The 26,690-nt window shown below is 44.2% G+C and carries 23 protein-coding genes; 9 read left to right on the forward strand and 14 right to left on the reverse strand.

What is annotated here, in order from left to right:
* Positions 1 to 128 precede the first annotated feature (128 nt).
* The 4 genes from hisS to NT175_11320 are packed head-to-tail and all read right to left on the reverse strand — an operon-like array spanning position 129 to position 5,437.
* Positions 129 to 1,535 carry a histidine--tRNA ligase gene (gene hisS / locus NT175_11305; GenBank protein ID MCX6235283.1) on the reverse strand — a complete coding sequence of 469 codons (1,407 nt, stop codon included), beginning with the start codon at positions 1,533 to 1,535 and terminating at the stop codon, positions 129 to 131.
* Positions 1,536 to 1,562: 27 nt separating this feature from the next.
* Complete coding sequence (locus tag NT175_11310; GenBank protein ID MCX6235284.1) at positions 1,563 to 2,732, reverse strand: glycosyltransferase; 1,170 nt, start codon at positions 2,730 to 2,732, stop codon at positions 1,563 to 1,565.
* 58 nt (positions 2,733 to 2,790) lie between these two features.
* Entirely contained in the window at positions 2,791 to 3,996 is a 1,206-nt protein-coding gene (locus NT175_11315; GenBank protein MCX6235285.1) for a glycosyltransferase family 4 protein, read from the reverse strand.
* 10 nt (positions 3,997 to 4,006) lie between these two features.
* Positions 4,007 to 5,437 carry an LptF/LptG family permease gene (locus NT175_11320; protein ID MCX6235286.1) on the reverse strand — a complete coding sequence of 477 codons (1,431 nt, stop codon included), beginning with the start codon at positions 5,435 to 5,437 and terminating at the stop codon, positions 4,007 to 4,009.
* Positions 5,438 to 5,745: 308 nt separating this feature from the next.
* On the opposite strand from NT175_11320, the gene NT175_11325 reads away from it, so the two are divergent.
* Positions 5,746 to 8,445 carry a T9SS type A sorting domain-containing protein gene (locus NT175_11325; GenBank protein ID MCX6235287.1) on the forward strand — a complete coding sequence of 900 codons (2,700 nt, stop codon included), beginning with the start codon at positions 5,746 to 5,748 and terminating at the stop codon, positions 8,443 to 8,445.
* Positions 8,446 to 8,576: 131 nt separating this feature from the next.
* On the opposite strand, the gene NT175_11330 is transcribed toward NT175_11325, so the two are convergent.
* The 4 genes from NT175_11330 to NT175_11345 form a co-directional block, all read right to left on the reverse strand.
* Positions 8,577 to 9,077 carry a nitroreductase family protein gene (locus NT175_11330; GenBank protein MCX6235288.1) on the reverse strand — a complete coding sequence of 167 codons (501 nt, stop codon included), beginning with the start codon at positions 9,075 to 9,077 and terminating at the stop codon, positions 8,577 to 8,579.
* The gene (locus NT175_11335) at positions 9,074 to 9,610 is read right to left on the reverse strand and encodes a tetratricopeptide repeat protein (protein MCX6235289.1); all 537 of its coding nucleotides are present in this window, start codon (positions 9,608 to 9,610) and stop codon (positions 9,074 to 9,076) included. Before NT175_11335 ends, NT175_11330 begins: the two co-directional genes overlap by 4 nt.
* A 119-nt stretch (positions 9,611 to 9,729) precedes the next feature.
* Positions 9,730 to 11,565 carry a pyruvate kinase gene (locus NT175_11340; protein MCX6235290.1) on the reverse strand — a complete coding sequence of 612 codons (1,836 nt, stop codon included), beginning with the start codon at positions 11,563 to 11,565 and terminating at the stop codon, positions 9,730 to 9,732.
* A 73-nt stretch (positions 11,566 to 11,638) separates the two neighbouring features.
* Complete coding sequence (locus NT175_11345; GenBank protein ID MCX6235291.1) at positions 11,639 to 12,736, reverse strand: alanine racemase; 1,098 nt, start codon at positions 12,734 to 12,736, stop codon at positions 11,639 to 11,641.
* 120 nt (positions 12,737 to 12,856) lie between these two features.
* On the opposite strand from NT175_11345, the gene NT175_11350 reads away from it, so the two are divergent.
* The 3 genes from NT175_11350 (at position 12,857) to NT175_11360 (ending at position 15,456) form a co-directional block, all read left to right on the forward strand.
* A complete protein-coding gene (locus NT175_11350; GenBank protein MCX6235292.1) occupies positions 12,857 to 13,405 on the forward strand; it encodes a hypothetical protein in 549 nt (182 codons plus the stop codon).
* Positions 13,406 to 13,573: 168 nt separating this feature from the next.
* Positions 13,574 to 14,812, forward strand: coding sequence for a pitrilysin family protein (locus tag NT175_11355; GenBank protein MCX6235293.1), 1,239 nt, complete (start codon positions 13,574 to 13,576; stop codon positions 14,810 to 14,812).
* On the forward strand, positions 14,809 to 15,456 hold the full coding sequence (locus NT175_11360; GenBank protein ID MCX6235294.1) for an O-methyltransferase: 648 nt from the start codon (positions 14,809 to 14,811) through the stop codon (positions 15,454 to 15,456). The genes NT175_11355 and NT175_11360 overlap by 4 nt, the downstream gene beginning before the upstream one ends.
* A gap of 5 nt (positions 15,457 to 15,461) precedes the next feature.
* On the opposite strand, the gene purE is transcribed toward NT175_11360, so the two are convergent.
* On the reverse strand, positions 15,462 to 15,965 hold the full coding sequence (gene purE, locus NT175_11365; protein ID MCX6235295.1) for a 5-(carboxyamino)imidazole ribonucleotide mutase: 504 nt from the start codon (positions 15,963 to 15,965) through the stop codon (positions 15,462 to 15,464).
* Between the two features lie 97 nt (positions 15,966 to 16,062).
* On the opposite strand from purE, the gene NT175_11370 reads away from it, so the two are divergent.
* The 4 genes from NT175_11370 to NT175_11385 all read left to right on the forward strand — a co-directional run bounded on the left by NT175_11370 (position 16,063) and on the right by NT175_11385 (position 19,003).
* Positions 16,063 to 16,602, forward strand: a complete 540-nt coding sequence (locus NT175_11370; GenBank protein MCX6235296.1) for a phosphoribosyltransferase family protein — start codon at positions 16,063 to 16,065, stop codon at positions 16,600 to 16,602.
* 175 nt (positions 16,603 to 16,777) lie between these two features.
* Positions 16,778 to 17,350, forward strand: coding sequence for an adenylate kinase (locus NT175_11375; GenBank protein MCX6235297.1), 573 nt, complete (start codon positions 16,778 to 16,780; stop codon positions 17,348 to 17,350).
* A 19-nt stretch (positions 17,351 to 17,369) separates the two neighbouring features.
* Entirely contained in the window at positions 17,370 to 18,359 is a 990-nt protein-coding gene (gene obgE / locus NT175_11380) for a GTPase ObgE (GenBank protein ID MCX6235298.1), read from the forward strand.
* Between the two features lie 62 nt (positions 18,360 to 18,421).
* Positions 18,422 to 19,003 carry a phosphatase PAP2 family protein gene (locus NT175_11385; GenBank protein ID MCX6235299.1) on the forward strand — a complete coding sequence of 194 codons (582 nt, stop codon included), beginning with the start codon at positions 18,422 to 18,424 and terminating at the stop codon, positions 19,001 to 19,003.
* On the opposite strand, the gene NT175_11390 is transcribed toward NT175_11385, so the two are convergent.
* The 5 genes from NT175_11390 to NT175_11410 all read right to left on the reverse strand — a co-directional run bounded on the left by NT175_11390 (position 19,004) and on the right by NT175_11410 (position 26,132).
* The gene (locus tag NT175_11390) at positions 19,004 to 19,465 is read right to left on the reverse strand and encodes a pyridoxamine 5'-phosphate oxidase family protein (GenBank protein ID MCX6235300.1); all 462 of its coding nucleotides are present in this window, start codon (positions 19,463 to 19,465) and stop codon (positions 19,004 to 19,006) included.
* Positions 19,466 to 19,618: 153 nt separating this feature from the next.
* On the reverse strand, positions 19,619 to 19,969 hold the full coding sequence (locus tag NT175_11395; protein MCX6235301.1) for a phage holin family protein: 351 nt from the start codon (positions 19,967 to 19,969) through the stop codon (positions 19,619 to 19,621).
* Between the two features lie 25 nt (positions 19,970 to 19,994).
* A complete protein-coding gene (locus tag NT175_11400; protein ID MCX6235302.1) occupies positions 19,995 to 22,904 on the reverse strand; it encodes a hypothetical protein in 2,910 nt (969 codons plus the stop codon).
* 13 nt (positions 22,905 to 22,917) lie between these two features.
* On the reverse strand, positions 22,918 to 25,923 hold the full coding sequence (locus NT175_11405; GenBank protein MCX6235303.1) for a phosphoenolpyruvate synthase: 3,006 nt from the start codon (positions 25,921 to 25,923) through the stop codon (positions 22,918 to 22,920).
* 59 nt (positions 25,924 to 25,982) lie between these two features.
* The gene (locus NT175_11410) at positions 25,983 to 26,132 is read right to left on the reverse strand and encodes a hypothetical protein (protein ID MCX6235304.1); all 150 of its coding nucleotides are present in this window, start codon (positions 26,130 to 26,132) and stop codon (positions 25,983 to 25,985) included.
* A 109-nt stretch (positions 26,133 to 26,241) separates the two neighbouring features.
* Here NT175_11410 and NT175_11415 point away from each other — a divergent pair, with 109 nt between their 5' ends.
* On the forward strand, positions 26,242 to 26,556 hold the full coding sequence (locus NT175_11415) for a type I restriction enzyme HsdR N-terminal domain-containing protein (GenBank protein MCX6235305.1): 315 nt from the start codon (positions 26,242 to 26,244) through the stop codon (positions 26,554 to 26,556).
* Positions 26,557 to 26,690: the final 134 nt, after the last annotated feature.

The raw sequence follows: 26,690 nt of genomic DNA on the forward strand, positions 1-26,690 counted from the left end.
TTATGGGCAGTCCCCCTGAATTAAAGATAAAAAAGTGCAGTGCGGTTGATCTTTATTTTGAATTCAAGATTTGGATTTTTCATACAGCCATCATTAATAATATTTAGTTCGTCAATGCCGGGATAAAGTTATTTAAAATTCCTGTCGGTGGAATTTTGAGATACGCTGAACAAGATTTTGTTTAATTCTCCGATAAGATCTTTAACCGCTATGGAACGCTGTTCTCCGCTTTTCATGTCTTTTATCACAGCCAGGCCGCTACTGATTTCATTTTCTCCGATAAGTATGACGAAAGGAATATTTTTCTTATCCGCGTATGTCATTTGTTTTTTTAATTTACCGGATTCAGGGAACAATTCAGCGTTTATCCCTGCTTTTCTGATGTTATCCATGAGAGGCAGACAATAGATTTCTTCCTGCAGGCCAAAATTAGCGAACATTACTTGTGTCGTGGCCTTGGTTTTTTCAGGAAAGAGATGCATTTCTTCCATGACATCATAGATCCTGTCGGCTCCAAAAGAGATTCCGACACCGGAAACGCCGGGTAATCCAAAGATTCCGGTAAGGTCATCATACCTGCCACCGCCACACAGGCTTCCAATGCTTACATCCCTGGCTTTGACCTCTATGATGGCTCCTGTATAATAATTCAGCCCCCTGGCCAATGTAAGATCAAATTCCACTGCATGGGTCAAGGTCAGTTTATCAAGATAATTGAAGATAGTTTTCATCTCTTCAATGCCCTTTAACCCAACAGATGAAGCCTTCAGCTGTTGTTCAAGGACAGAAAATTTTTCATTCAGCGTTCCTTTCAGTAAAATGACAGGTTGTAATTTTTGAATAGCTTCGTCAGATATTCCTTTTGACCGGAGTTCGGAATTCACATTATCGAGGCCGATTTTATCCAGTTTGTCGATAGCAACGGTCATATCGGTCAATTTATCAGCTTCTCCGATAACGGCTGCAATCCCGCTCAGGATTTTCCGGTTGTTGATTTTAATAATAACGTCAATGCCAAGAGCGCTGAAAACTTTTTCGCTGATATTGAGTAGTTCAACTTCATTAAGGAGGGCATGGCTGCCGATGACGTCCACATCGCACTGGAAGAATTCACGGTACCGGCCTTTTTGTGGTCTGTCGGCGCGCCAGACAGGCTGGACCTGGTAACGTTTAAAAGGGAACGTGATCTCATTCAGGTGTTGCACCACATACCGGGCAAAAGGCACGGTCAGGTCATACCGTAATCCCTTGTCGCAAATCAACGATGATAAACGTGTAAGATCTCCGGATGTCCAGTCATGTCTTTCAATTCCTGATAGAAAATCTCCGGAATTAAGTATCCTGAATAAAAGCCGGTCACCCTCTTCACCATATTTTCCTAACAGGGTTGACAGGTTTTCCATTGCCGGGGTTTCGAGAGGCAAATAGCCAAAACGTTGAAAAATCCCGATAATGGTATCAAGAATATGATTCCGTTTCACCATCTCAGCAGGGGAGAAATCGCGGGTTCCTTTTGGTATGGAGGGTTTCTGCATCATATATTTATAGACGGATATAATAATTTATTTCATAGTGTTTTTTATAAGCTCATCCAGTATTTTGGTGTTGACTTCCCAGCTGTAATGCCTTAAAACAAAGTTGTACCCATTCAGGGCGAGTTGGTCGGCTTTTGATTTATCGTTTAAAAGAGTGAGGGTATGGCCGGCCATCTCTTCGGGAGTGCTACCCACTAAAATCTCTTCATTTTCCTTTGCTCCCAGTGCATTGTTGGCCAGACGAGAGGTGATACTGGGAATTTTCATTGCCATGGCCTCGAGCAGTTTGTTTTGCAAACCTATCCCAATCTGCATCGGGGCAATAAAGATTTTTGCCTGGGCATAGTATTCACGAATGTCTTTTACATATCCGGTAACATGAACGTGTGCAGATGCCAGTGCCAGGACCCTTGGGTGCGGTGTGGCACCGGCAAGAATGACCCGTACATCAGGCAATTTTTTCTTTACTATGGGTACGACTTCATTGACAAGGAAAACGGCTGCATTCACATTGGGAGGATAGCCCATGTTCCCTGTAAAAATTATATCATAGATCTTCTCCCGTTCAATCGGTTTGAAAAACGCCTGATCCACACCATTTGGCACGATGACGATCTCCTCTCTTTTTGGGTGCGGAATAAGGTCACGGTCGGGTCTGGAGATAATGGTCCTGTGATCAAAGATATCAAAGACTTGCCTTTCGTATCTCAGCAATCGTTTATACTCTATTTTGAGGACAGGCTTAAGCCAGAACGGTGATGTGGCAATCCGCCTTTCAACACCTTTGGAAAATGCATCCTGATAGTCAATGGTTTTGGGAATATCCTTATCACTGACATATTCGGCCACACGAACGAGCTGACAGTAAATATGGTCAGGTTTTATCTCTTGTATCACCCTGTCAACTGTTTTTTTTGCCTTTTTACTGAAAAAGTAGCCGACCTGCAATGGTTTGCCGGAAATAAAAGCCCTGAAGATATTCCAGATAATACAGAGTTTGGAAAGGTTGACAACCGTTATGGATGTACAATATTTATTCAGTTCCGGCAGGGCTTCTTCGTCAATCTTTGTATCATTTAGGGCACATAAAAAGATCTCGTGATTTTTCGATAAGCATCGTATCTGATGATAGGCCCGGAGCTTATCACCTTTTACAATTGGAAAGGGCACCCTGGATAACAGTACAAATAATTTCATTCAATACAGCAATAGATCTTTCGACAAAAATAAAAATATAACCTGATGTGCACAAATGTCAGGCGAGGGATATTTTGATATACAGATCGGTTAAACTCAGGATGATGCGGTCATTATCATGCTCTTTTTCAATCAGTAACCGGGCTTTTCCCCCAATATTATGGCATCGGGACTGATCATGCATGCATGTCCTTATGGCCTCCGCGAACAGTACAGGTGTATCAGCGATCAGGATATTTTCACCATCCTTACAGTTTATTCCCTCAGCTCCAATGGAGGTTGATATGACGGTTTTTTCAACAGTCATCGCTTCAATGATTTTTATCCTTATACCGCTGCCTGAAAACAACGGGACGATCATAATCCATTTTGATTGCATGAAGGTGAGCGCATTTTCTACTTCTCCAACGACGATTACATTTGGATATTGGGAATGGATGAGCCATTCAGGCATCATTCTTCCTGCAAGATAAAATTTCAGATCCGGAAACTCCTTATGTATTTCAGGCCAGACATTATCGAGGAACCATTTAATACCTTCCACGTTGGGTATCCAGTTCATTGAGCCGATATGGAAAAGTGAAGGGATTTCCGGTATTATCTCAGGATTAAGGATATAATCGCCGGTATTCACCCCAAATGGAACATTCACAACCGGAACTTGTGAAACGACAGATCTGAAGAAGTCGGCGTCAGTACCTGTTATGGATGCAATACCATCGAATTTTTTTAATGCAGTCAGCTCGAATGTTTTAAGGGTTCTGTAAAGATATTTCAGATAAATTTTTTTCAGTGGATTCCTGCAATTGTCAGCTATACGTTTCCAGATAAGATGTTCAATATTATGGGTACGCAGGACAACTTTTGCGTTAGAACAGGTTCTGATCAAATCGACATAAGGTGCGACGTACAGGGTTTCAAGGTGAACGATGTCGAATTCATTGTTTTGCAGGATCTGAATAAGTTTTTCCTTTACTTCAGTGGTAATAAAACGCTGAATATGATATGACCGGGAAGCGAGGAGATTAATTAATGCGCTGAAAGGTTTAACAGAGAGGTCGATATAAACCATCTCCAGGTTGATTTTATTCTTGTAATCTGCAGGAATGTCGTCGGGGTGAATAAAATATTTATTTGTGTTGATGGCCAGAACTTTTAGCTGGTGGCCTGCCCTGAGGAGTCCCTGGATAATCGCATTCATCGCAATGGGACCACCTTCAAGGGGTGGGAAAGGCGATTTATTACAGATAATAAATATCCTCATGTATAATGGTTTATGTTCTTTTTCTAAAGAAAATCAATCGATTGATAAATTTTTTCCAGGAGTCTAAATCAAAGATTGGGGAATCGCTGGTTGCTTTAATAGTAAGCAGGATGCCAATAGGAAGGTAGATGGCAGAGGCCAGCCACATGCCCTGCAGAGCAGTCATTACGCCTTCTCTGGCATATTTAAATCCGGTTGTTGACAGGATATGATACATGACAAAAAAGAACACGGAGACCACCATGGGCAATCCCAGGCCTCCTTTTCGAATTATCGCTCCCAGCGGGGCGCCAATAAAAAAAAGAATGACACAAGCAAATGAAAGTGTAAATTTCCGGTGCCATTCAATTTCATGCGATGCTATTAATTTGGTCCTTCCACTGAGATATTCCTTTTCTGTACCAATATTGACTTTAATATTCCTGGAGACGTTCATTGCTGTTTCAATGATCTTCAGTTTTTCTTTTTCCGTAAAATTGGACAGAAAATTTGTCTTTAGTCCACGGGCTGTGTCGGGTAAGGATCTGGCCGATGAATCGTCATATGATCTGTAATATATGTAATTAGCAAGAAATGATTTGCTGAATTCTTGTTTCCGCAGGTCGGTTTCACGCCGCAGGGAGTCTACGGCTTTTTTCAGCTGCCGTATGTTCAGCATCTGGTAATGGTTCTTGAAAAGATCTTCATTGGTACGTGTCAGAGCGAAGGCTGACAAGTCAAAACGACGTTGTTCTTCGGCAAAGGAAGTTCGGCGCATGGTCATTTTTTCCACGTTGGAACGGTCGAGTTTTTCATCGAAATTGGCACCGTTGTATAAGGTGAGAATCAGGAATTTGTCATCAGGTGTCATCTCCATCCTGCCTGAATCGGCAACAGTCAGGTTTGAATTTCCCATTTTACCGGTATGATCGTATATCATGACATTGCGAATCGTTTTCTCATCCTTTTCTTTTTTTCCAACACGTATAACATAACCATCAATACCACTGTAATAAATACCTTCCTTGATGTTGAATGCCAGTTTTTGTTGCCTGACATCAAAAAGGATACTGCGGAATTTCAGATTGGCAACCGGCAGGGCATAATTGGAAAAAAGGAAGCCACACAAACCTGTCAGCAGCGAAAGAAAAACCAGTGGCATCATTACCTTCTTCAGGGAAATACCGGCAGCTTTTACGGCAACGAGTTCATTGTTTTCGCCAAGATTACCGAAGGTCATCAGTGATGAAAGGAGGATAGCCAATGGCAGGGCTACCGGTACGAAAGTGGCAGAGGCATAAAAAAGAAGTTCGGCGAGGATATTCCATTCCAGCCCTTTTCCTACCAGCTCATCCACCCATTTCCAGAGAAACTGCATCAGAAGGATGAATACGGAAATGAAAAAGGTCATGACAAAGGGACCCAGAAAGGATTTGATGATGAGAAGATAGATCTTTTTCAATTTTTCCTCAGCTTGCTAAATACAAATATATATAAGAAACGATAATTATAAACAATGATTATGTTTGTATGTTCAAAACCAATTTTTTTTTATCACGTTGCATAAGTTGTCTTTTTATTTTATAATTTAGCTCTCCTAAAACTAAAAATTCGCAAACTAATCTCAATGTCTAATTAAAAACCCAAACGATCATGAAACAATTGTTACTATTAAGTTTTGCACTATGTATTGCGTTTTTTGCCATTTCCCAGAATTCTTACCGGGTAAAATCACAATACGTTAAATCAGAAAGTTCAAATGCAGGCCTTATGAAGGCGGCGGATTTAGAACCTGTTAAACCTCCGGCAATCACAAGTGCCCCTTTTGTACGCCCAACACCACCAATAGGTCGCGAAATCGTTACGTGTGACTCGATCGGACACTCAGCCAATGGTTATAGTTATGGCTATGGTGGTGGACAAAAAACCATTGTCTGGGTCGATAATGCACTCAACACCTTTGTTAACCTGCACAGGGAAGTCGGCGGATCTCCTAACTATTCAGGAAATCTGGATATTGACATTTCTTACGACCGTGGTGAAAACTTCCTGGTTGACCAGAGGATTTACACCGCCACCGTTCCAGGAGGAACTTATTATCTTGATGCTGCCCGTTATCCACAAGGAGCTATTTACAATCCTCCAGGAAACACTGATCCGGCAAATGCTTACTATGCGTACTTTGCACCAAATCTCGACGGTTCCAATCAGGCAGCTGGCTGGGGAGGGTATAGCTTTGGCGTTTCTAACCTGGTTGATTTCACGGATACCACCAAACACTTACGGTCATCTGATCCGACTGATGGTTTATATCAGGATGTTCCGGATGGTTACGCCATGACCAAGCAGGGCGTATCACTCGTTGTTGACAGATTAGTTGACTGGTCTTCTACTGGTGTATATCTTGGTGCAAATCTTGTATCCCGGGGCGTTTGGAATACCGCCTCAAACGATTTTGAATATGACTGGTTTACCCTCGATGCGCCTGTCCCTCCTGACTCATTGTTTTGTCCTGCTGACCATCGTTGTGCCTTTGCACCTGACGGCCAGACCGGCTATATCGTTATAATTACTGACGACCTATCTGTTGAATTTAGCTACCGCGATTTTTATCCTGTCATTTATAAAACGACCGATGGCGGGGAAAATTGGGAAGACCCCATTGGTGTGCAGCTTGGCGGTGACGATGGTATCCCTGAGATCGTCGATGAATTTTTATCCGATGATGAGATTAATGCCCTCTGGACGGTACCTCCCGCACGTGAAGATATCCACTATACCACCGCTTTTGACTGCGACATTGTGGTCGACGCCAGCGGAAATCCACACATCGCAGTGGTCGTTGGCATGTCTAATTATTATCACGGAGATGGTGCGCCATATGCTATCATATCCGGATTCAATCCTCCTTATGATACAATTTTCGTCCTTTCTGCTTATGATATCTACTCACCCGATGGCGGGCAGACATGGCGTGCGTTCTGGTGTGGCGACATCAAAATGCTACGTGGGGAATACCCTGATGGACAACAAGATTATACCGAAGATAGCCGTCCTCAGGCCTCCATTACAGAAGATGGCACGAAAGTTTTCATCTCCTGGCTGGATACCCGCTATGATCAAGCCCTCAGCAACAACTATCCTGATATTTACAGCCGTGGCATTGATATCGGTAATTATAAGATGACCGAAGCACCTGTTAACGTTACCGAATATTCACTGGCCTGGCTCGCGGCGAATTTCTTCTGCGCTCCTTACAATGTGTTTGAGGATAATGGTACATATACCATTCCTTTCACTTACGAGCATCTGATTGGGAATGATGCGGCGCAGCCAGTCACATACTGGTATATCAAAGACTTTTCATATATCGATGATGACTTTACAAAAGTTATCCCCGGAGGCTTAATGGCCGATGCAGGTTCAAATGGCGTCATGTGTGAAGGCGGAAGCTATTCCCTTACGGGAAGTGCCATAGGTTATGATTATTTGGAATGGACTACATCAGGTGATGGCACATTCGATGATCCTACCATTCTGGAACCATTCTATACACCCGGACCTGACGATAATGCAACAGGTAGTGTCATCCTCATACTCACCGCCTATAAAAATAGCGGAGAATCAGCCAGCGATGATATGATATTGACCATCAAACCCGCTCCGGTAGCAGATGCCGGCGATCCAGGCGAAATTTGTGCTGGCCAATCATATACCAACACCACAGCTACTGCTGAGCACTATTCCTCACTTCTGTGGTCCACATCAGGTGACGGAACCTTTGATGACGGAACCATACTTCTTCCAACCTATACACCAGGTGCAAATGACATAACCAATGGAACGGTCACCCTGACACTTAAAGCCCAGGGCGTTTTCCCGTGCGGATTTGTCACAAGTGGTATGATCCTCACTATTTTACCTTTACCAGGAATACCAGGCATACCTGCCGGACCCGACTTTGTTGATCCCACCATAACCCCGACATCAGAATATACTATTGCTGAGGTTCCTAATGCTACTTCATATACATGGGATTTGCAACCAGCAGAGGCAGGATCCATCTCAGGAACTTCCGCAACAGCAACTGTGACCTGGAATGAATATACCGGGCTTGCTTATGTAAAAGTGAAAGGCGTAAATTCCTGCGGTGAAAGTGACTTTTCAGAACCTGTTATAATTACTGTCTGGACTGAAGGAATAGACGAATTGAATGCAAGCCGTATCACCATTACCCCAAATCCTAACACAGGCGAATTTATCCTCAACCTTGTATCAAGGGAAAATGCCCTCATGCAGGTCAGAATAATGGATGCCATGGGGAATGTGATTTATAATGAAAACAACATCCCTGTTTTGCAGACCCTTGTAAAGAAGATTACCCTCAGCAGCATTCGCGAAGGAGTATATCTCATGCTGATCAACGATGGAAAGACAACTGTGGCAAAGAAGTTTGTGATTCAGAAGTAATTGAGATTGATGAGGATATCCTGCGAGGAATTTAGTATTCCACATGGGGCATCCTTTTATCTCTTCGTCTTAAAAAGTCCCTGGCTACTGAGTCAGGGATTTTTTATTACCACACACACTGTCCATTTTCTTTACCATCTATTGAATTTGACTTTACTCCAGTCGTAGTCGCTTTTTGGAGGTTTCTCTTCTGCGGGATGACCGATGGCTATTAGAGCAACAGGGAGAATGTGATCGGGTAGTTTAAATAAATTTTTCATCCCTTTCATCCTTTCTTCTCTTGCATATACTCCCAGCCATACGGAACCCAGACCTAAATGGGCTGCTGTGACCAAAATATTTTCTGTCGCGGCAGAGCAGTTTTGAACTAAATATCCGGTATTATTTTCCTGTGCCAGGTCACCACATACAAGAATAGCCAGAGTAACCTCTTTACACATTGCCGCATAGGGGTGAAAAGATGGGATTTCATCAAGTAAATGTCTCTCTGTGACGGCGATAAAATGCCAGGATTGCGTATTCCGTGCTGATGGAGCGCAAAGGCCGGCTTTTAAAAGTTCCTCAATATGTTCGCTGCTGACCGGTTCACCGGTGAATTTACGTATGCTGCGGCGTTTGAAGACAGGATTCATTTGCAGTATTCCTTTATCAGTTTATCCACTTCTTTACCATACTTCTGAGTAAAACCCAGTTCAAGAGCTTTCTTCAGGTCGATGCAAATCATGCCGGTGTTTTTGATGGCAATGAAAATCAATGCCCTGTTACGGTAAATATAGGGATCGTCAGGATTCAGATTGATGGCTTGCTGCAAGTCCTCCAAGGCACCTTTATAGTCTTTCAGCATATATTTGGCATGACCACGGTTACAATATGCCCTGGCATCATTGATCTCGTCACCTGTTTTAAGATCGATGGATTTCGTATAATCATCAATGGCGCCCTGATAATCACCCATCTTTTCTTTAATATAGAATGCCCTGGAAAAATAAGCCTCGGCATTATTCGTATCATTTTTTATGGTGGCATTGATCTCTTTAAGTGCCCCATCATAATTTTCCCTGTTTGCTTTTGCAATAGCTTTATTATAGGGATTTTCCTCTGTTTTCCGTTGACAGGCTGATAAAATAAGGCTGATAGTTATGGATAACAGTAAGACTTTTTTCATAACAACGAATTTCTGCAAATGTCGGTTAATTTCTGTGAATTTCAAAAACACTGTGCATGATAGCACAGCGGTATGACGGTCAAAAACTACCTGGTAGTTTACAATAGCATTTACTGACTTTATTCAAGCTTAGTATCCAGAATCGGCAGAAGTGTCGCCTGTTTATCCTGATATTTTTCGGTGTTTCGCAGGATCTTATCAAGCATGCGGATAGCTGGTATGATATATGGCCCTTTATTGAGCATCACGCATTCGGCTTGCTGGGAAGAAGCCGCATCAGTGATTTCAGCCCGCGATGGCATGCCTTTTTTTGCCAGACCTTCGAGAACCTGTGTGGCATATATGTTTGGAATATGGGCTGCTTCACAGAGCCGGAGTATTTCATATTGTATTTTCGCCATGTATTTCCATCCGCATTCTATAACCATATCACCCCTGGCAATCATCACACCAACAGGGTAAGTCCTCATGGCAGTGAGGAGTATCTCAGGCAGATACTGAAATCCTTTCCTGGTCTCGATCTTCAATATGATGCCAATTGTTGCCTTTATTCTTTTAAGCTCTGACAGCAGATTGATAACATCCTCCGGCCCATTCACAAAGGAAAGGTTGATTGCATCAGCATGTTGAATGATGAAGTGCAGATCCTTTTTGTCCTTTTCAGTTAATCCGCTTACCGACAGGTTGCTTTCCGGCAGGTTAATGCCTTTGTCGGCTCTGAGTTTACTGCCTGATTCACGGGCAAATGTGATAGTGACATGCAATTTTTCATCTGTGACCTCTTTAATAATACCCTCAATTTTGCCATCATCAAAAAGTATGGGTTCACCTGCTTTCAGATCTTTGAATACTTCGGGCAGTGTGCAGGATATATGCGGAAGACGAGTGAGTTTGCCGGATTCATTGTAATGTGCCGGCTCTCCGGGTGTGGTATCCTTATGGAGAATAAGGTTGTCGCCTTTTCGAAGTATGATGGTCTGTTCGATGGATGTCAGATCACCGATGTGGTCAGTCTTTTGTGCCTGTACATCATGTTTTATAAGGTTTATTTCAAGTCCAGGCGTTATGTAAGCTGAATCGTAGCTGTGTGCCCATGCCGCCTTACCTTCCCTTGCGATGACCTTTAGGGTGCATTTTTTGCCCCTGGCATCTTTATACTGGATTTCGTCACCTTTTTTAATTTCACTGATCCATTTGGCGCTGGCAGGAATAAATGCATCAGCTTTTGCCGGTGGCAGTGAGTTTTCTGTCGAGATCCATACCAATGATGGTTTGATGACTCTCCCCATCTCATCTTTTGGCGGAATAAGATGAGCGACTTTGGGTCCTGGCATCATAGGACCGGTGCGTAATTTCGGCCCACCCAGATCCATGATGATCTTACACGTTCTTCCAAGCGATGCCTCAGCTTTCCGAATGTTTATAATGATCTTTTCCCAGATTTCCTCATCATCATGGGCACAGTTGATGCGTGCCACATTGATGCCGTTACGGATCAGTTCATACACAAGTTTATAATCTGAGGAGGCTTCACGTGGAAGGGTGACCATGATCCTGGTCTTTCTTCCTTTGGATTTGCTGCCGAATAAGGCTTTTGTATGGTTGTTCAGTAATTTGACACCTTTTTTAATGGTAACCGGGATGTCGGCAGTTTCTCTGCTTTTTTTACCTGTCAGAATTTTCAGCATTTTTCTTGTGGCACAGAGGCTGGCCAGGACATGTCCTTCGACTTTAGAAAGACTGGCGAGGCCTGAATAACCTAATTCTTTCTGCAAGTCGCGGATATCATTGTTGCGAAGAGCCAGGTAGTGGACAAGGTTAAGAGCACTTTCCCTGAATGACGGCTCAACTTTTGCGATTTCCTCAGCGTACTTCTTTTCATAGGATCTGGCTTGTCCGCAGATATCATCGATACGGGCAATCATCACTTCCAGAGTATCTTTCTGAGCCTTCATTGAAATCCTGAATAGGAAAGTAATCAGAGTGTAAATTTAATGAAAAATTAACCCAAAATCCTTATTGGCAGCGTTATTTTCCGGATAGCAGGGTATGAATATTCTCTCCGTCAAGCGTCGTATAGGATCTCATAGCTGCACCTGTCAGGCAGGAATGGACAGGTAATATGCCAATGATATCTCCGGTACGGTATGATTTAATGTCTTCACCGATAAGTTTGATGATGCCATGTTCCTGTGATATGGTAGACAGATAGGACTGGTCGTTGTTTTCCCAGTGATTGTCTTTGATATTCACTAATAATCCAAAGCATGCTTCACCAGATTCCATAACAATAAAATCCTTTGAGAAATGGACAGCGCCCCCATAGATCACCAGCTCATTTCTCAGTGGATATCTGGCAATGACAGGACAGGCCATTGCGACTGCAATATCTTCAAGCATGCATGACCCTAATTTATATTGCATGACATCATAGAAGACAAAGTTCCCCGGCCGTATTTCGTCAATTCCTTCAAAGTTTTCCATGATGCTGCAGCATGGTGTATCACCGATCGAAAGAGTGATGTCATGGGTAAGGGATAAGAGGTTATCCTTTAAGCCAACCATTTTACTGATTGTGTCATAATGGATCTGTTGTATTTCATGTTTGTCTTTTGCCAGGTAGGACTGACCGGAATGAGTGAGCAAACCTTTGAATGTCAACTGCCGGGAGTTCAGGATTTGTCCGGTCATTTTTCGGATCAATGAAATATTTTTTGCCTCAACACCGGTGCGGTGGTGTCCGGTATCTATTTCAATGAAAACGCCTGTCATGGATCTGAGGTGTTTTGTCAGATATGTCACTGTTTCTTCCGATTCAACCAGCAGATTAAGATTTATCTGACCGGCCAGCCGGTCTATGTCATTTATTTCCATCAGGTTAACAGGCATGGCAATAGTGATGTCATTCCAGCCATGATCTGCAAAATAGTTTGCCATCTGGCAAGAGGTGACAGTAATGGCATCAACACCATAATCCCTGAACCAGCTTCCAATCACTGCAGATTGGTGGGTCTTGAAATGAGGGCGGAAATGGAGGTGATGATGCCGGGCTTTGTCAGCCATCCGTTGAATATTTCGTAAGCATTTTTTTCTATCGAGGAGTAAGGTGGGACGCAGGATTTTCATAATTTTAACGTTAATTAATTCTGGAAACGCCTCACCCCCCGGCCCCCTCTCCTGCAAGAGAGGGGGAGAAGGGGGTGAAGTCATTCAAAAATAGCTTAATTTCTCAAAAAAAAACGTACTATGAAATTAATTAAGTTCATTCTTCTGATCATATTCATTGATTTTTTTATCTCCTGTAACACTTCTTCAAGGAAAAACATGATTGTCATCACTGAACGAATCCAGTACGATGTGCCGATTAAGAGCCCTGATCCGGATTTTGACTGGTGGGTGCAAAATCTCGAGGGCCCCAGGCGTGAAGCTTTTGTGAAAATGATCATGGAGGCAGCATATTCCGGCAAATATCGTGTCTATGATTATTTTAATAAACCTCTGACACCGGAGCAGGTGAAAAACATTGGAATCCGGCGAGTTCCTTTTACATTTCAGCGTACGTCTCCACCCTATGACTCCTATGATACCCTGATTGAACAAAATCTTGAGCTCAGGGATATCACACGTGTCCGTTTTCTCGAAGAATGGTATATGGATGAACGCCATTTTAAAATGAATAAGAAAATCGTCGGCATGGGTCCTGTCATTGAAGATTTTGATGAGAATGGGAATTTCCGCGGGTACAGGCTGCTTTTCTGGATTTATATGGATGAAAAGTATCCAATTGCGAATTAATGACCCCAAATAGTTACTGTAATACTACCTCGAAATCAGGACTATTTTCAACCATGTCCTTGTTATAATGTTGTAAAACAGTATGGGCAGCATTTATGATGGTGGAGTGAAAGTGAAGTTAAATTTTATAATTTTACCCTGCATTTTTCATTCTTCATTATTTTCATCATGGACTTTAACCATCATACCCTCTCCAACGGCATCCGTCTCATCCACCTTCATGCAGATACACCCGTAGCCCATTGCGGTATACTCATCAATGCCGGCACGCGTGATGAAAAGGAAAATGAGCAGGGCATGGCGCATTTCATTGAACATGTCATTTTTAAGGGAACACAAAAAAGGAATGTCTACCAGATACTGAACCGGCTGGATAACGTCGGCGCTGATCTGAATGCTTACACCACCAAGGAGGAAACCTGTATCCATGCATCTTTTCTCAATATCTGGTATGACCGTGCCCTTGAGCTGATAGCCGATATTACATTTAATTCTACTTTTCCCGATAAGGAGATCGAAAAAGAAAAAGATGTCATCATTGATGAAATAAATTCATATAAGGATAATCCTTCTGAGAAAATATTCGACGATTTTGAAGAGATCATTTTCACAGGCCATCCAATTGGCCGGAATATCCTGGGGACGGCGCGCCAGATAAGGAGATTCAGGAAACCTGACATCCGGCAGTTCATCCTGAATAATTACCATACTGACGAAATGGTGATCAGTTCTGTCGGAAGTATTGATTTCAGAAAGTTGGTCAGGATTGTCGAAAAGTATTTTAGCGTGATTTCTGAAAATTCCCGGTTGATGTCCAGGTCTCCTTTTCTGAATTATTATCCCCGCTACAAGTCTGTCAGGAAAAAGACCTTTCAGACTCACTGTATGATTGGAGGCATTGCCTATGCCTATAATGATCCACGGAGATTTGGCATGGCATTGCTTAACAACATCCTCGGAGGCCCGGGCATGAACTCACGGCTAAACCTGTCGGTGAGGGAACGGCATGGCCTGGCATATACTGTTGAATCGAGCTATAACGCATATTCCGACACGGGTATTTTCAGCATTTACACCGGTCTCGATAATGGTACTCTCGATAAAACAGTAGAACTCATACACCGTGAACTCAGAAAATTACGGGAGCAACCTCTGGGTCCGGGACAACTCAGGACAGCAAAGCAGCAACTGACAGGCCAGCTCGCTGTCGCATACGAATCGAATCTGAATAAAATGTTGTCGATGGGGAAAAGTATGCTGATGTCCAACAGGGTTTTATCCCTGCAGGAAATAAATGAAAAAATCGAAAATGTCACATCAGAACAGTTGGCTGAAATAGCCAGGGAGGTTTTTGACCCTTTAATGCTCAGCATGCTTTCCTATTTGTCTGAAAAACATAAACCATGAAAAAAGAGCCATTTATCATCGTGGATCCAGCCATGGAGGAGTATGCCGGACATCATACCACACCTGAATCGGCTATTCTCAGTGAACTGAACAGGGAAACCTATGTTAAAATACTGAATCCCAGGATGCTTTCGGGTCACGTACTGGGCGAAGTGCTTAAATTGTTCAGCCGGTTGATCCGGCCAAAGCAAGTCCTGGATATCGGCACTTATACCGGTTACTCGGCTATTTGCCTTACTACAGGTCTGGCTAATGGCGGAATGATCCATACTGTTGAGATAAACAGGGAATTGGAAGAAATCATCAGGCGTTACTTCGTCAAAGCCGGCGTTGAGGATAAGATTAGGCTTTATTTCGGTAATGCACTCGAAGTCATTCCGTCAATTCATGAAGAATTTGACCTTGTATTCATTGATGCCGACAAAGAGCATTATCTGGATTACTATAAGCTGGTGATTGATAAAGTGAGAAAGGGTGGACTGATCATTGCCGATGATGCATTATGGGATGGTAAAGTGCTTAATCCGGAGGACAGCGAAACGAAAGGTATTACCAGGTTCAATGATTTTGTGCAGAGCGACAAGCGTGTAGAGAATATTTTATTGACTGTCAGGCATGGGTTGATGGTGGCCCGTAAAGTGTGAGCTAATCAGCATTTAAATTTATAATTTATCTTCTTCAGTTCCTCATTCGCCTTAATCACCTTTTCTTTCAGTTCTTCCTTGAATGCCAGCAGTTTTTCAAATAATATTTCATCATGGATTGCCAGCATTTCTGCTGCGACGATGGCTGCATTCCGGGCTGCGTTGAGTCCGACAGTGGCTACCGGAATGCCCGGAGGCATCTGGAGGATGGAAAGAATGGAATCCCAGCCTTCCAGAGAGGATTTGATGGGTACGCCGATGACCGGAACAGGCGTCATAGCTGCAATGACACCAGGCAGATGGGCTGCCATGCCTGCACCGGCAATGATGACCTTTATACCTCTTTTATGTGCATTCCTGGCGAATTCTTCCACCTTCTCAGGAGTACGGTGAGCCGACAGTGCATTCATTTCAAAGGGTAACTCCATCTCGTCCAGGAACTTTGCAGCTTCTTCCATTACCGGTAAATCGGACGTGCTGCCCATGATGATACTGACTTTTGGTTTCATGATGAGATCTTTGGTTGTCACCATCAAAAATACAACATTTTAGATGAAGTTCTGACGTAAATGGTATATTTGTAAAACATAACATCTGATCCGCTGGATGAAAACTATCACCGTCAACGGCAGGACTTTTGTCATTTCAATCTCTGCCGGGGAAATTGAAAATGCCGTCGTACGCATAGCCGAAGAACTTAACAGGGATATGGCAGGAAAAACCCCCCTGTTCCTTGTTTTGCTGAATGGTGCATTTGTTTTTGCTTCTGATCTGCTGCGGAGGTTTGACCATGAATGCAACATTTCATTTATCAAACTGGCATCCTATAGAGGTACACAGACAACAGCCTGTGTGAAAGAACTTATCGGGCTTGCTGAAGATGTGAGCAACAGAACAGTCGTGATCGTGGAGGATATTATTGATACGGGCATTACAGTCGACAAAACTATTGGTGAATTAAAAAAACTTGGTGCGGCGGATGTGAAGATAGCTGCCCTACTCTTTAAGCCGGCGGCTTTTAAGAAGGATTTCATGATTGATTATCTGGGGATATCGATACCAAATGAATTTATCGTCGGATATGGGTTAGATTATGATGGATATGGAAGGAACTATCCGGATATATACAGGCTTCAAGACTTATAATGACAGAATTTCAGGCACTATTTGACTTGCAGCCTCCAGCTTGTAGCTTGCAATCCCGACTTTATCGGGATTTCGCTCGGCTGCGCCTCGCTCAACCTGTAACTTGCAACTTGTAACTTGTAACTTGTAACTTGCAACTAAAAATTTTAACTAATAATTACCAAACTCACAACGTATGTTTAATCTCGTTTTATTTGGCCCTCCGGGAGCAGGGAAAGGAACACAGGCCATAAGGATGGCTGAAAAATACCACCTTTTCCATATTTCAACAGGCGATCTCCTGCGAAATGAAGTAAAAAATCAAACCCCGCTGGGCTTGAAAGCTAAAAGCATTATGGAAAAAGGTGAACTGGTTCCTGATGAACTGCTTATTAATTTGCTATGGGATGCCATTCACAAGCAAAAAAGGGTAAAAGGCTTTATCCTCGATGGGTTCCCCAGAACGATAAAGCAAGCCGGCGATCTTGACCATCTGCTTGAAAGCGAAGGGAAGAAAATAGATCTGACGCTGGCATTGGATGTGGAGGAAGATGAGCTCATGCGGCGTATATTACACCGTGCCAAACTGGAAGGAAGGGTGGATGACACCGAAGATGTCATAAAGAACCGTCTGTTAGTGTATCATAAGCAGACAAAACCCCTTATTGATTTTTATTCAAAGCAGGGAAAATTCCGGTCGGTCACTGGTAAAGACTCCGTGGATGACGTCTTCAAAAAGCTATGTGAAGAAGTCGACAGTTTTATATAGAAATAGCACTGATAAGTAAATGGGCAGCTCGAATTTTGTGGATTATGTGAAGCTTTTTTGCCTTTCCGGAAAGGGAGGTGCAGGTTCGGTACATTTTCTCCGCAGCCGGATGAATCCCAGAGGCGGACCTGATGGCGGCAATGGCGGGAGAGGCGGACATATTATCCTTATGGGTAATAAGCAGCTCTGGACATTATTACATCTGAAGTACACCAAGCATGTAAAGGCAGGTCATGGCGGCAATGGCAGAGGCCAGCTGATGACTGGCGCCGACGGGAAAGATGCCATCCTGGAAGTGCCCCTGGGCACTGTGGCACGTAATGCTGACACAGGCGAATTTGAGTTCGAGATCACCCATGACGGCGAAACGCATATCCTGGTGCAGGGCGGCAGGGGCGGACTGGGTAATGATCACTTCAAATCAGCCACCCACCAGACACCACGTTTTGCCCAACCCGGTGAACCGGCTATTGAAGCAGCAAAAATACTGGAACTCAAACTGCTTGCCGATGTCGGACTTGTCGGTTTCCCCAATGCCGGAAAATCTACATTGTTATCTGTCATTTCTGCTGCCAAACCCGAAATAGCCGATTATCCCTTTACCACTCTTCAACCTAACCTCGGCATCGTCAGTTATCACGATTATAAGTCATTCGTCGTGGCTGATATACCCGGTATCATTGAAGGAGCCCATGAAGGCAAAGGTCTTGGACTGCGTTTCCTCCGGCATATTGAACGGAATTCCTTACTCCTGTTTATGGTGCCGGCCGATAGCAGTGACATCAAAAAGGAATATGACATTCTGGTTAATGAATTGAAGCAGTATAATCCGGAATTGCTCGATAAAGCGAGAATTCTGGCCATAACCAAATCGGACCTGCTCGACGATGAACTGATTGGTGAAATGAAAAAGGAATTGCCCAATATACCATGGGTTTTTATCTCTTCTTTTACTAAAAGGGGACTTGAAAAGCTGAAAGATATGATCTGGACGGAACTCAATAAATAAGACCTCTTCCCTCATTTATAGGGAAATAACCACGGAGGGACACAGAGGAAAATGGATTTGATATGTTAAGTAAACTCCTGGAGTGGGATAAAGAGTTGTTTCTTTTTATCAACGGCCACTATAGCGGTTTTTGGGATTTTGTGATGTACTGGCTGAGTAATGGAGCGATATGGATACCACTGTATATTTTTTTCATTGCCATGATCATCAAAAGGTACCGCTGGTTCTCCGTAGTCATTATTTTGTTGGCCGCTATCCTTGTCACATTAAGCGATCAATCGTCTGTTCATCTTTTCAAGAATCTCGTCATCCGGCTGCGGCCCTGTCATGATCCCGGACTGGCAAATCTGGTCCATCTCGTCAATGGAAAATGCGGAGGTGAATATGGTTTTGTTTCATCACATGCCACCAATATGTTCGCCCTTTCTGTTTTTTTAATTCATCTTCTTGGGAACAGGATTTTTACGCCGCTGATACTGATATGGGCAACTGCCATTTGCTACAGCAGGGTATACCTGGGTGTGCATTTCCCGGGAGATGTGATTGGCGGAGCTATATTGGGAATTATTATCGGATTGGTCCTGGGCAGGTTATGCATGTATTTATACCATGAATATTCCAGGAGGAGGAGTGCGCCAGATTAATCAGTAACCATATATCCTGCCTTCGAATTTTTCGACGGCGATCTTGTAAGGTTGCACCTCCTTGATGCTTGGAGCACTGAAAGTAAAATCCCTGCCGGCATATTTTCGCATGATGACATTAAGCGCTGCCATCTTTTCTTCCGGATCATCAATAAACACGACCTTCCCATATACCAGCACACTGCGGTATTTCATGCTCCAGCTGCAGGCGACATTTTCACTCTGGTAACGCAGCATATGGTCGGTGCTGAAAGTAATGCACACATGGGGATTCTTTCGCAGGATACTGATCTTTTTACCCTCTTTTGCAGAATGGAGATATACCGTATCATTTTCAAAGCCAAAATTAAAGGGTAAAACATACGGCATACTTCCCTCATCAACCATTCCCACATAACATACCTCACTCTTGTGGATGATGCGTCTGATTTCTTCCTTGTTGATGACCGACCTGTGCTTCATAATCGGGTTTTTACATTATTTAACGAATATTAGCTCAAGATATTGACAGCCGACCGCTGACCGCCGACCGCTGACCGTTGGCTGCCGATCCCGCATTCGCTGCGCTTTGCGGGACGTCGCTTCGATCCGCCGCCGACCGCCGACTGCCGACTATCACTGCTCCTCATGCCTTCTCTCAAATCCCTGAAAGAGGGAGCTGATGAGTGTCACGATGACGCTGAATGCCAGCGCCCACCAGAATCCGTCTACCTGAAAGCCCGGCACCAGCCGGCTGGCCAGCAGTATCAACAAAGCATTGATGACCAGCAGGAACAACCCGAATGTCAGTATCGTCACAGGTATGGTCAGAATGATCAGCAGGGGTCTCAGGAACGCATTTAACAGTCCAAGGACGATAGCCACGATGAGGGCTGTCCAGAAATCCTCCAGATTAATTCCAGGCAGGATGTAAGAGGTGATGATCACAGCCAGGGTCATTACTATCAAACGTATCAGAAATCTCATAAATATTGGTTATTAATCATTTCACTTAATACTTCTTCACCTGAACGATTTCGGGTGACAGAGGTTCATTGTCGGAACGGTCTTTATACCAGGTTGTAAAGTTAATCGAAAAAAGAAACTCAAGGCCGAAGGTGTTATTATTTGGTAAATATGTAGTTCTGACTCCAAGGTCAAGAGGGCTCAGGAACCGCAGGATGTGCATGTCGCCCGTAAGCTCTATCCCGGCAGAAGTATTGACACTCTCCCCTTGGTCATTCGTGCCAATGGCATAATCATAAAACAGATTGACTTTCACACGCATCAGGTAAAGGAGAGAGCTAAGGCTCAGATCAGGATATAATAGCGGGAACTTATAATTGACCGAAAAACTGGCAGCCTCGTCGAAATACAGTTCCGAATACCCTCTCGGGTAGGTGATGAGGTCTGAAAAACTATAGTTTTTAGGATGTTTCGACTGATAACCGGCATATAATTTAATGCCCTGGTGTGGCAGTATCCCTGGAAAATATAGGTAGGACTCCGCCGACCATATATCGCCAAGGGAGTTGCCGGTAAAGGGCGTATGCCTGTAATTTATATCGACAGCCTGAGCCCACCGCGGGTAGATGTCCCTGTAGCCCGTCTTGATCTGATTATAGGCGACAAGCCTGTATTCCATGGCTTGGATATTCCCTTCTATGAAATCATCGGGAGTCAGATCATCATGATGAATATGGATCAGCTCAGAGCCTACTGTCGGCTGCCATCCCATGAACCAGGCATTCCGGTTATAATCCTGGAGAACGGTGGCTTTGAGCGACAGGTTATTTTCATGCCAGGTGAAACGCTCTATTCTATCGTGCTCATCTACTTGCTCACCGGCTCTCTGGCCAATGTTAAAAGTGACATCTATGACCGGGTAAAATCCACGGTAACTGTAATCCATATAATACCTGCCGACCTGTTCATTCAGATCAAATGCATATCCAAGTGATAAGAACGAGGTACTAAGGGCATTTTGCGATAGGACAGAAACGCCGGGCATGAAGGTCTGGTTTTGAGCGTCAATAGCCAGGGGCGCCCAGCTGTGAGGATTGATAAGATTCTTCCATTTCCGGTATCTCATAGAGGTAAAGGTCTGACTTTTAGTGGTGTCGACAGGAGGCACACCCAGTTCCTGTTGACTGATGATCACGTCCAGTGGAAATCTATTATCGGCGATTTCTTCAAGCGGTACCCACTGTGATTTTTCAATTCCCGCTTTTACCAGTTTATATCCTTTACCCGAATAATCAGCATAGAGTATTTCCTTTCCATCCGCAGATATAGCCGGATCAAAGGCTCCGAATACAGATGAGGTCACACGGTATATCAGCAACGTTGCTGTATCCACAGCATATATATTGCTGATGCAGGAATAAGCTCCGGTATAAAAAACATAATTTTCATACATGACCGGTGTAGCGATTTCGGTAAAGCTGAATGGTGTCAGATGGCGGATACTCCCGGTAACAGGGTCAACAAGTACCAGGCTTTTGCCTCTGTCATCCATGACAACAGCAACGATATTTTTATCATCCGGCGACCAGGACGGTGTCATCAGGAAAAGACCGCCGGACATCGCGATCCGCTTTATCTCTTTACCGGTGCTGACATCCAGAATCACCAGGGCATAGACGTCAGCCGTGCCGGCTTCAACTGATACAATTTGTGTGGCATCGTGCGACAGGGAAGGGGCGAAAAGTCTGCTCTTCCGTGTTAGTTGTTTAACTTTTCCGGTATTACTGTCGAACACTTTAATGACCGCATACGACCTCTGGCTCCACCGCGGATCATTGAGCCTTTCCGACCAGGCTGCAAGTCCCTGTGCGTATGAAATCGCCTCACCGAAATATAAACCCGGCGTATGCACTATGGTTTCCCTGCCATATTTATCAACCTTCACGAGCCTGCCAATGTCATCAATCGAAGTTTTTAAAGATATGTACGTAGAGTCACCGATAAATTGAGGGTGCCGATAACTGGTATAGAACTTCGTATCGGTTCGACTTATCGTGGTATATGCGGTATAAGTCTCTTTTTGCTGTTGTAAATGCCATGCCTTAGCGAGCGTGTCGGCCAGGTGTCTGTAAAGCCTGATTCTCGAAATGCCGGTGACTGAACGTATGCCATAGGTAAAAGGCGTTATCAGGAAGGGTTTCCTGCCAACGGTATTCATCGCATGATCCCACAGGACGGTGCCATATTCCGCCCGTCCCATCGATACGAGATGATAGCCCAGAATATAGTTGTCCGGTACATGATCTCTGTACGATCCGAAAACGGCTTTATTGTAGCCGTACCTGCCGTCAGTCAGCAATTGTGTCCTCAGTTCCATTTCAAAGGATGGCACTCTTCCTCTTCCGGAATGGCTTATTGCGGTTTCAGTGGCTGTTGCATCACCTTCGGTGAACCAGAACGGAACGAACAGGCCGGTAAGTCCTGCTGCTACCTGCTCACCAAGGATGTAATACAAACCTCTGGAAAATCCCTGGTACATCTTTTCGACCTGAACCGTGTGCCTGAATTCATGGATGAGGACCTGGTACAACCAGGACTCAGCATAAATATCCTGTGGAGGGCAGGTGAGTATTTCAATGCGCCGTGGTGCCCATGGCGCCGTCGCATTCGATATGACTGATAGGGTGTGAAGGATGACAGGCACCCGCCGGGGTTTTGATTTTAACGAAAACGATCCATAACGGTAAACCGAATCGCTGAAAGCAGCCAGATGCCGGGCCTGCCGCTCATAAGCAGCGGGATAAATAAACCGGAAATGCTCCGTTTTTATCTGCCTCCATTTTAAGCTACAGGGATCCTGGCCTATATCAAAATATTGCCCGGAGGCCTGAACAGCAGTCAAAAAGATGATAAAAACAGCAAGACCGGCATGTAATATAGTTGTCCTCGGAATCATCAGTGAGGGAATATCAGGTCAGTTTTCTATCTATTTCGATTTCCATGTCCGGTTTATAGATGACGCCGATATTATTTTTCCCGTCGATCATGATGGTCAGAGGTTTTTCAAAACGGACATGCCTGATGTATTCATCTTCGTACACGGGAGTAAGTGTCTGGAGGAAGTCCACATCGTAATAGCCATCATGTATATATGGATTGATAGTGAAATAGCCTACCCTGAATGAGGTGAGGTTCTGGAAGAAGTGTGTGCCCTGGCTGGGGTCGATGCGGTATTTTGCCAGGCCTGATTCGACGATGACCCTTGCAGCAGATATCTGGGGCCATTTCACGGGTATGCCCAGCCAGGGGTCTGTCGAACCCCACCGCCCCGGGCCTATCAGGATATAATTTCTCTTTTCAGCCACAAACTGGTCATTGAGTTTTGCCACCTTGCCGGCGAGTTCCTGATTTTTTGCCGCATTGAAAGTCTCCGGCCTGACATAGACCATATCCCTGATGTCCTTTATGATACCGTTTCCCATCGCCGACTTTGAATAAACAATCGTACGGTCCATCGGGATATCTTCAAGATTGATATTGATGGTCTCCCTGTTGTCGACGATAGGCCTGATCTGCAACAGGTTGAATAACATGGGCTTGCCCTTGGGCCTGTCGAGGTCTATGGCAAATTCTATTTCGATAGGCTTATTCATAGCCTTCTGGCCCATTTCAAGGATCATCTGGATGATGTCGCTGAGCGGGAATGTGTTGTGCAGCAGAATATTCGAAAATGTCACCAGTTTCTTACCGGCATAATTCACCCCGTCGCGAAGCATTTCATTTTCATAATCGTATGTCGATCCCACAAATCTGAGTGAGTTGTCGGCCATAGCATCGTTAAGATTTAGCTGAAGAAGGTTATGGCAGTCATCGATGGCATGTTTGAAGCTTTCCGGCCTCAGATCGAGGGCATAAAAGATCTTTTGGGTCTCACGCAGGGCTATTTCGGGAGTCATCAGCTGCAGGGCTTTGTTCGGATGCTTTGGCGAGAACCGCAGCGTAATGCCGCCGTCGACGATATATTTTCCTAATCCCAGCGCGATATTAACTATGCCATCCTCGGGTTTTTCAGGATCAAGAGGATAAAAATTGATGGAACGGGCCACACCGGAAAGGGCAGGGTAGAAGCGGTCACCGTACTTTTCGCCGCAGACGGTCTGAAGGACGATGGCCATTTTCTCTTCGTCGATGACATTGGATGTGGCGGTCATGTATGCCTTGCTGTTCTTAAAGAATGCCGAGGCATAGACACTTTTGATGGCATCGCTGAGCATCTGTATCATGCGTCGTTCATCATCGGGCACGTTGGGGATCATGTAAGTGGAATAGATGCCGGCAAAAGGCTGGTAATGCGAATCTTCAAGCAGGCTGGAAGAGCGGATGGCCAGGGGATTGTTCACATAGCTGATCAGTGTATAAAGATCTTCATGGATGCGGAAGGGCAGCCGTGCGTTGACGAACTTATCCAGGATCTCTTCATCGCTGAGGTCCGAAAGGGCGACTTCATACAGGTTATTCTCCTCCATAAATTCGTCAAAGACATCGGTGCATATCACCACCGTTTTAGGAATGGTGATGATGATGTCATCATATTTATCGAGAATTCTATAGCTTTTGATGAGGGAGTCGAGGAATGCCAGCCCGCGGGCTTTGCCGCCAATAGAGCCGTCGCCAATGCGGGTGAAGCTCAGGTATTCATCGAACCTGTCGCGGTTGAACTCCGCAATCACACCCATCGACTTGCTCATCCTGAAGCTGGCAATGGCATCAAAAATAAACCGCCGTATCTCGTTGAGATCATTATCGAAGTCCTGCATGCGCAAGTCCCTGATGAGGTCGGCAAGAGGAAATAAAGCCCGCGCCCGCAGCCATTTTGAGAAGTGGTTCCGGGTGATATGGTATAGCAGCGTGTCATCCGGTATTTCGAACATCTTCATCTGGAGCGACTTGAGGTCGGAGGCCCTGTTTATTTCTTCCTTGGTCTTGGGATCAAGGAATACAAAGTCGCCGAAAGCAAAGTGCTCGATGATGAAATTCCGCAGCTCTATCGACAGGGTTTTCGACCTCTTGTTGATGAAACCTACCCTTAGATCAATGGCTGTCTGCTCATTTTCAACATCCGACGACTGCAGCAGCAGTGGCATGAACTCATCATCCATCTTGACTTTCTTGCACAGCTTTATGCCGGCCTCCTTATCCATCACACCATTCCGTTTGTAGGCCACGTCGGTGATGATGCCGAGGAGGTTCATCTTATATTTTTCATATAAGGTGATGGCTTCTTCATAGCTGGTGGCGAGCAGGATTTTAGGCCGCCCGCGCATCCTGAGCATCTGCTGGTGTTCATTCAAACCCTCGGTCATGAAGGCCTTGGAATGCTTGAAGATGATCTTGAAGATATTGGGCAGGTAGCTCGAATAAAACCGTATGGAGTCTTCGACAAGAATAATGCATTGCACGCCGACCTCATTCACATCATAGTCTACATTCATTTTATCTTCGATGAGCTTGATGATGGCCAGCAGCAGGTCGGGATTGCCGAGCCACGAGAAGATATAATCGATATAGCTCAGGTCTTCGCGGTTGACTTTAAGTGTGACTTCCCGGGAGAATGGTGTTAAGACGACGATGGGTTTGGCCGGGTACCTGTTTTTAATACGTTCGGCCATGCCGAAGGTGTCGGCTTCGTCGGCGCTGAGCATGATGATGATCAGGTCGATAGGCTCATCCTGAAGTATGGCTGACGCCTCCTTTTCCGAATGAGCCAGGATGAATTCAGGCGGGTAGCGTAGGTTAAGCGAGACATATTCATTGAAGATCTGTTCATCGATACGGCCGTCACCTTCCAGGATAAACGCATCATAGGCGCTGGAAATCAGCAGCACATGGTATATCCTCTTTTTCATCAGGTTGATGAACGACGTGTCGGAGAAATAATACTTTTTCAGGTTCGGCTTACGCGGATGTATTGACATAATTCAGGAGATTTACCTTTCACAAAGGTAAAAATACGGAAAATACGGATGCCATCTTTCTAAAAAAGATGGCATCCATGCTTCTCCGTCGGATGACATCTTTCCAAAAAGATGGCATCCGTGTTTCTCCGTCGGATGACATCTTTCGAAAAGATGGCATCCGTGCTTTCATCAAAGGTAGGTACCCATTTAAGTGCCTGTATATCCATAATCGGTATGTCTTATGAAGAATACGTTGTTTTTTTATATTAGGATTTTATAGATATAATTCGTAATATTGCTGTTAGCAAATAGTTATGGTGAATTAAAAAAATGAACATGAAAGAAATATTGAGTGACGTAAGAAACCTGTTAAATTCCAGAAAATACAGGAATGAAGAACAGGTTAGATTTTCATTGGTAGCACGAATTCTACAAAAACTTGATTGGGATATTTGGAACCCTGAACAAGTTCATACTGAATTTAGGACTAACCAAAAGGACGACACAAGAAAAGTAGATATAGCACTATTTTGCAATAAAGATTATCCATCTATTTTTATTGAAATTAAGTCATCCGATAAACTCAATAATCAAGCAGAGCTTGCCAAAGCCGAAATAAATTTAAAAGATTATAATGCTGACTTAACGTAAGCCTTCGGCCTGATGCATATTGACCGGTAATGCAAAATTAGTTTTATTTCCGGGCGATTTTATTTCAGATTATGCGGAAGCAGTTCCTCCAGGCGTTGGATGGATTGATCCGGGATGCGGGTGAGGACTTTGGT

This window comes from Bacteroidota bacterium, from assembly GCA_026391695.1.
In the GTDB taxonomy this organism is placed as follows: domain Bacteria; phylum Bacteroidota; class Bacteroidia; order Bacteroidales; family JAGONC01; genus JAPLDP01.

Coding starts and splice junctions, on each gene's coding strand:
- NT175_11415 (MCX6235305.1), top strand. CDS start 26,242: ATGAAAGAAATATTGAGTGACGTAAGAAACCTGTTAAATTCCAGAAAA.
- NT175_11395 (MCX6235301.1), bottom strand. CDS start 19,969: ATGAGATTTCTGATACGTTTGATAGTAATGACCCTGGCTGTGATCATC.
- NT175_11355 (MCX6235293.1), top strand. CDS start 13,574: ATGGACTTTAACCATCATACCCTCTCCAACGGCATCCGTCTCATCCAC.
- NT175_11335 (MCX6235289.1), bottom strand. CDS start 9,610: ATGAAAAAAGTCTTACTGTTATCCATAACTATCAGCCTTATTTTATCA.
- hisS (MCX6235283.1), bottom strand. CDS start 1,535: ATGCAGAAACCCTCCATACCAAAAGGAACCCGCGATTTCTCCCCTGCT.
- NT175_11385 (MCX6235299.1), top strand. CDS start 18,422: ATGTTAAGTAAACTCCTGGAGTGGGATAAAGAGTTGTTTCTTTTTATC.
- NT175_11345 (MCX6235291.1), bottom strand. CDS start 12,736: ATGAAAATCCTGCGTCCCACCTTACTCCTCGATAGAAAAAAATGCTTA.
- NT175_11315 (MCX6235285.1), bottom strand. CDS start 3,996: ATGAGGATATTTATTATCTGTAATAAATCGCCTTTCCCACCCCTTGAA.
- NT175_11350 (MCX6235292.1), top strand. CDS start 12,857: ATGAAATTAATTAAGTTCATTCTTCTGATCATATTCATTGATTTTTTT.
- NT175_11375 (MCX6235297.1), top strand. CDS start 16,778: ATGTTTAATCTCGTTTTATTTGGCCCTCCGGGAGCAGGGAAAGGAACA.
- purE (MCX6235295.1), bottom strand. CDS start 15,965: ATGAAACCAAAAGTCAGTATCATCATGGGCAGCACGTCCGATTTACCG.
- NT175_11340 (MCX6235290.1), bottom strand. CDS start 11,565: ATGAAGGCTCAGAAAGATACTCTGGAAGTGATGATTGCCCGTATCGAT.
- NT175_11330 (MCX6235288.1), bottom strand. CDS start 9,077: ATGAATCCTGTCTTCAAACGCCGCAGCATACGTAAATTCACCGGTGAA.
- NT175_11360 (MCX6235294.1), top strand. CDS start 14,809: ATGAAAAAAGAGCCATTTATCATCGTGGATCCAGCCATGGAGGAGTAT.
- NT175_11325 (MCX6235287.1), top strand. CDS start 5,746: ATGAAGGCGGCGGATTTAGAACCTGTTAAACCTCCGGCAATCACAAGT.
- NT175_11410 (MCX6235304.1), bottom strand. CDS start 26,132: ATGGATATACAGGCACTTAAATGGGTACCTACCTTTGATGAAAGCACG.
- NT175_11405 (MCX6235303.1), bottom strand. CDS start 25,923: ATGTCAATACATCCGCGTAAGCCGAACCTGAAAAAGTATTATTTCTCC.
- obgE (MCX6235298.1), top strand. CDS start 17,370: ATGGGCAGCTCGAATTTTGTGGATTATGTGAAGCTTTTTTGCCTTTCC.
- NT175_11390 (MCX6235300.1), bottom strand. CDS start 19,465: ATGAAGCACAGGTCGGTCATCAACAAGGAAGAAATCAGACGCATCATC.
- NT175_11400 (MCX6235302.1), bottom strand. CDS start 22,904: ATGATTCCGAGGACAACTATATTACATGCCGGTCTTGCTGTTTTTATC.
- NT175_11310 (MCX6235284.1), bottom strand. CDS start 2,732: ATGAAATTATTTGTACTGTTATCCAGGGTGCCCTTTCCAATTGTAAAA.
- NT175_11370 (MCX6235296.1), top strand. CDS start 16,063: ATGAAAACTATCACCGTCAACGGCAGGACTTTTGTCATTTCAATCTCT.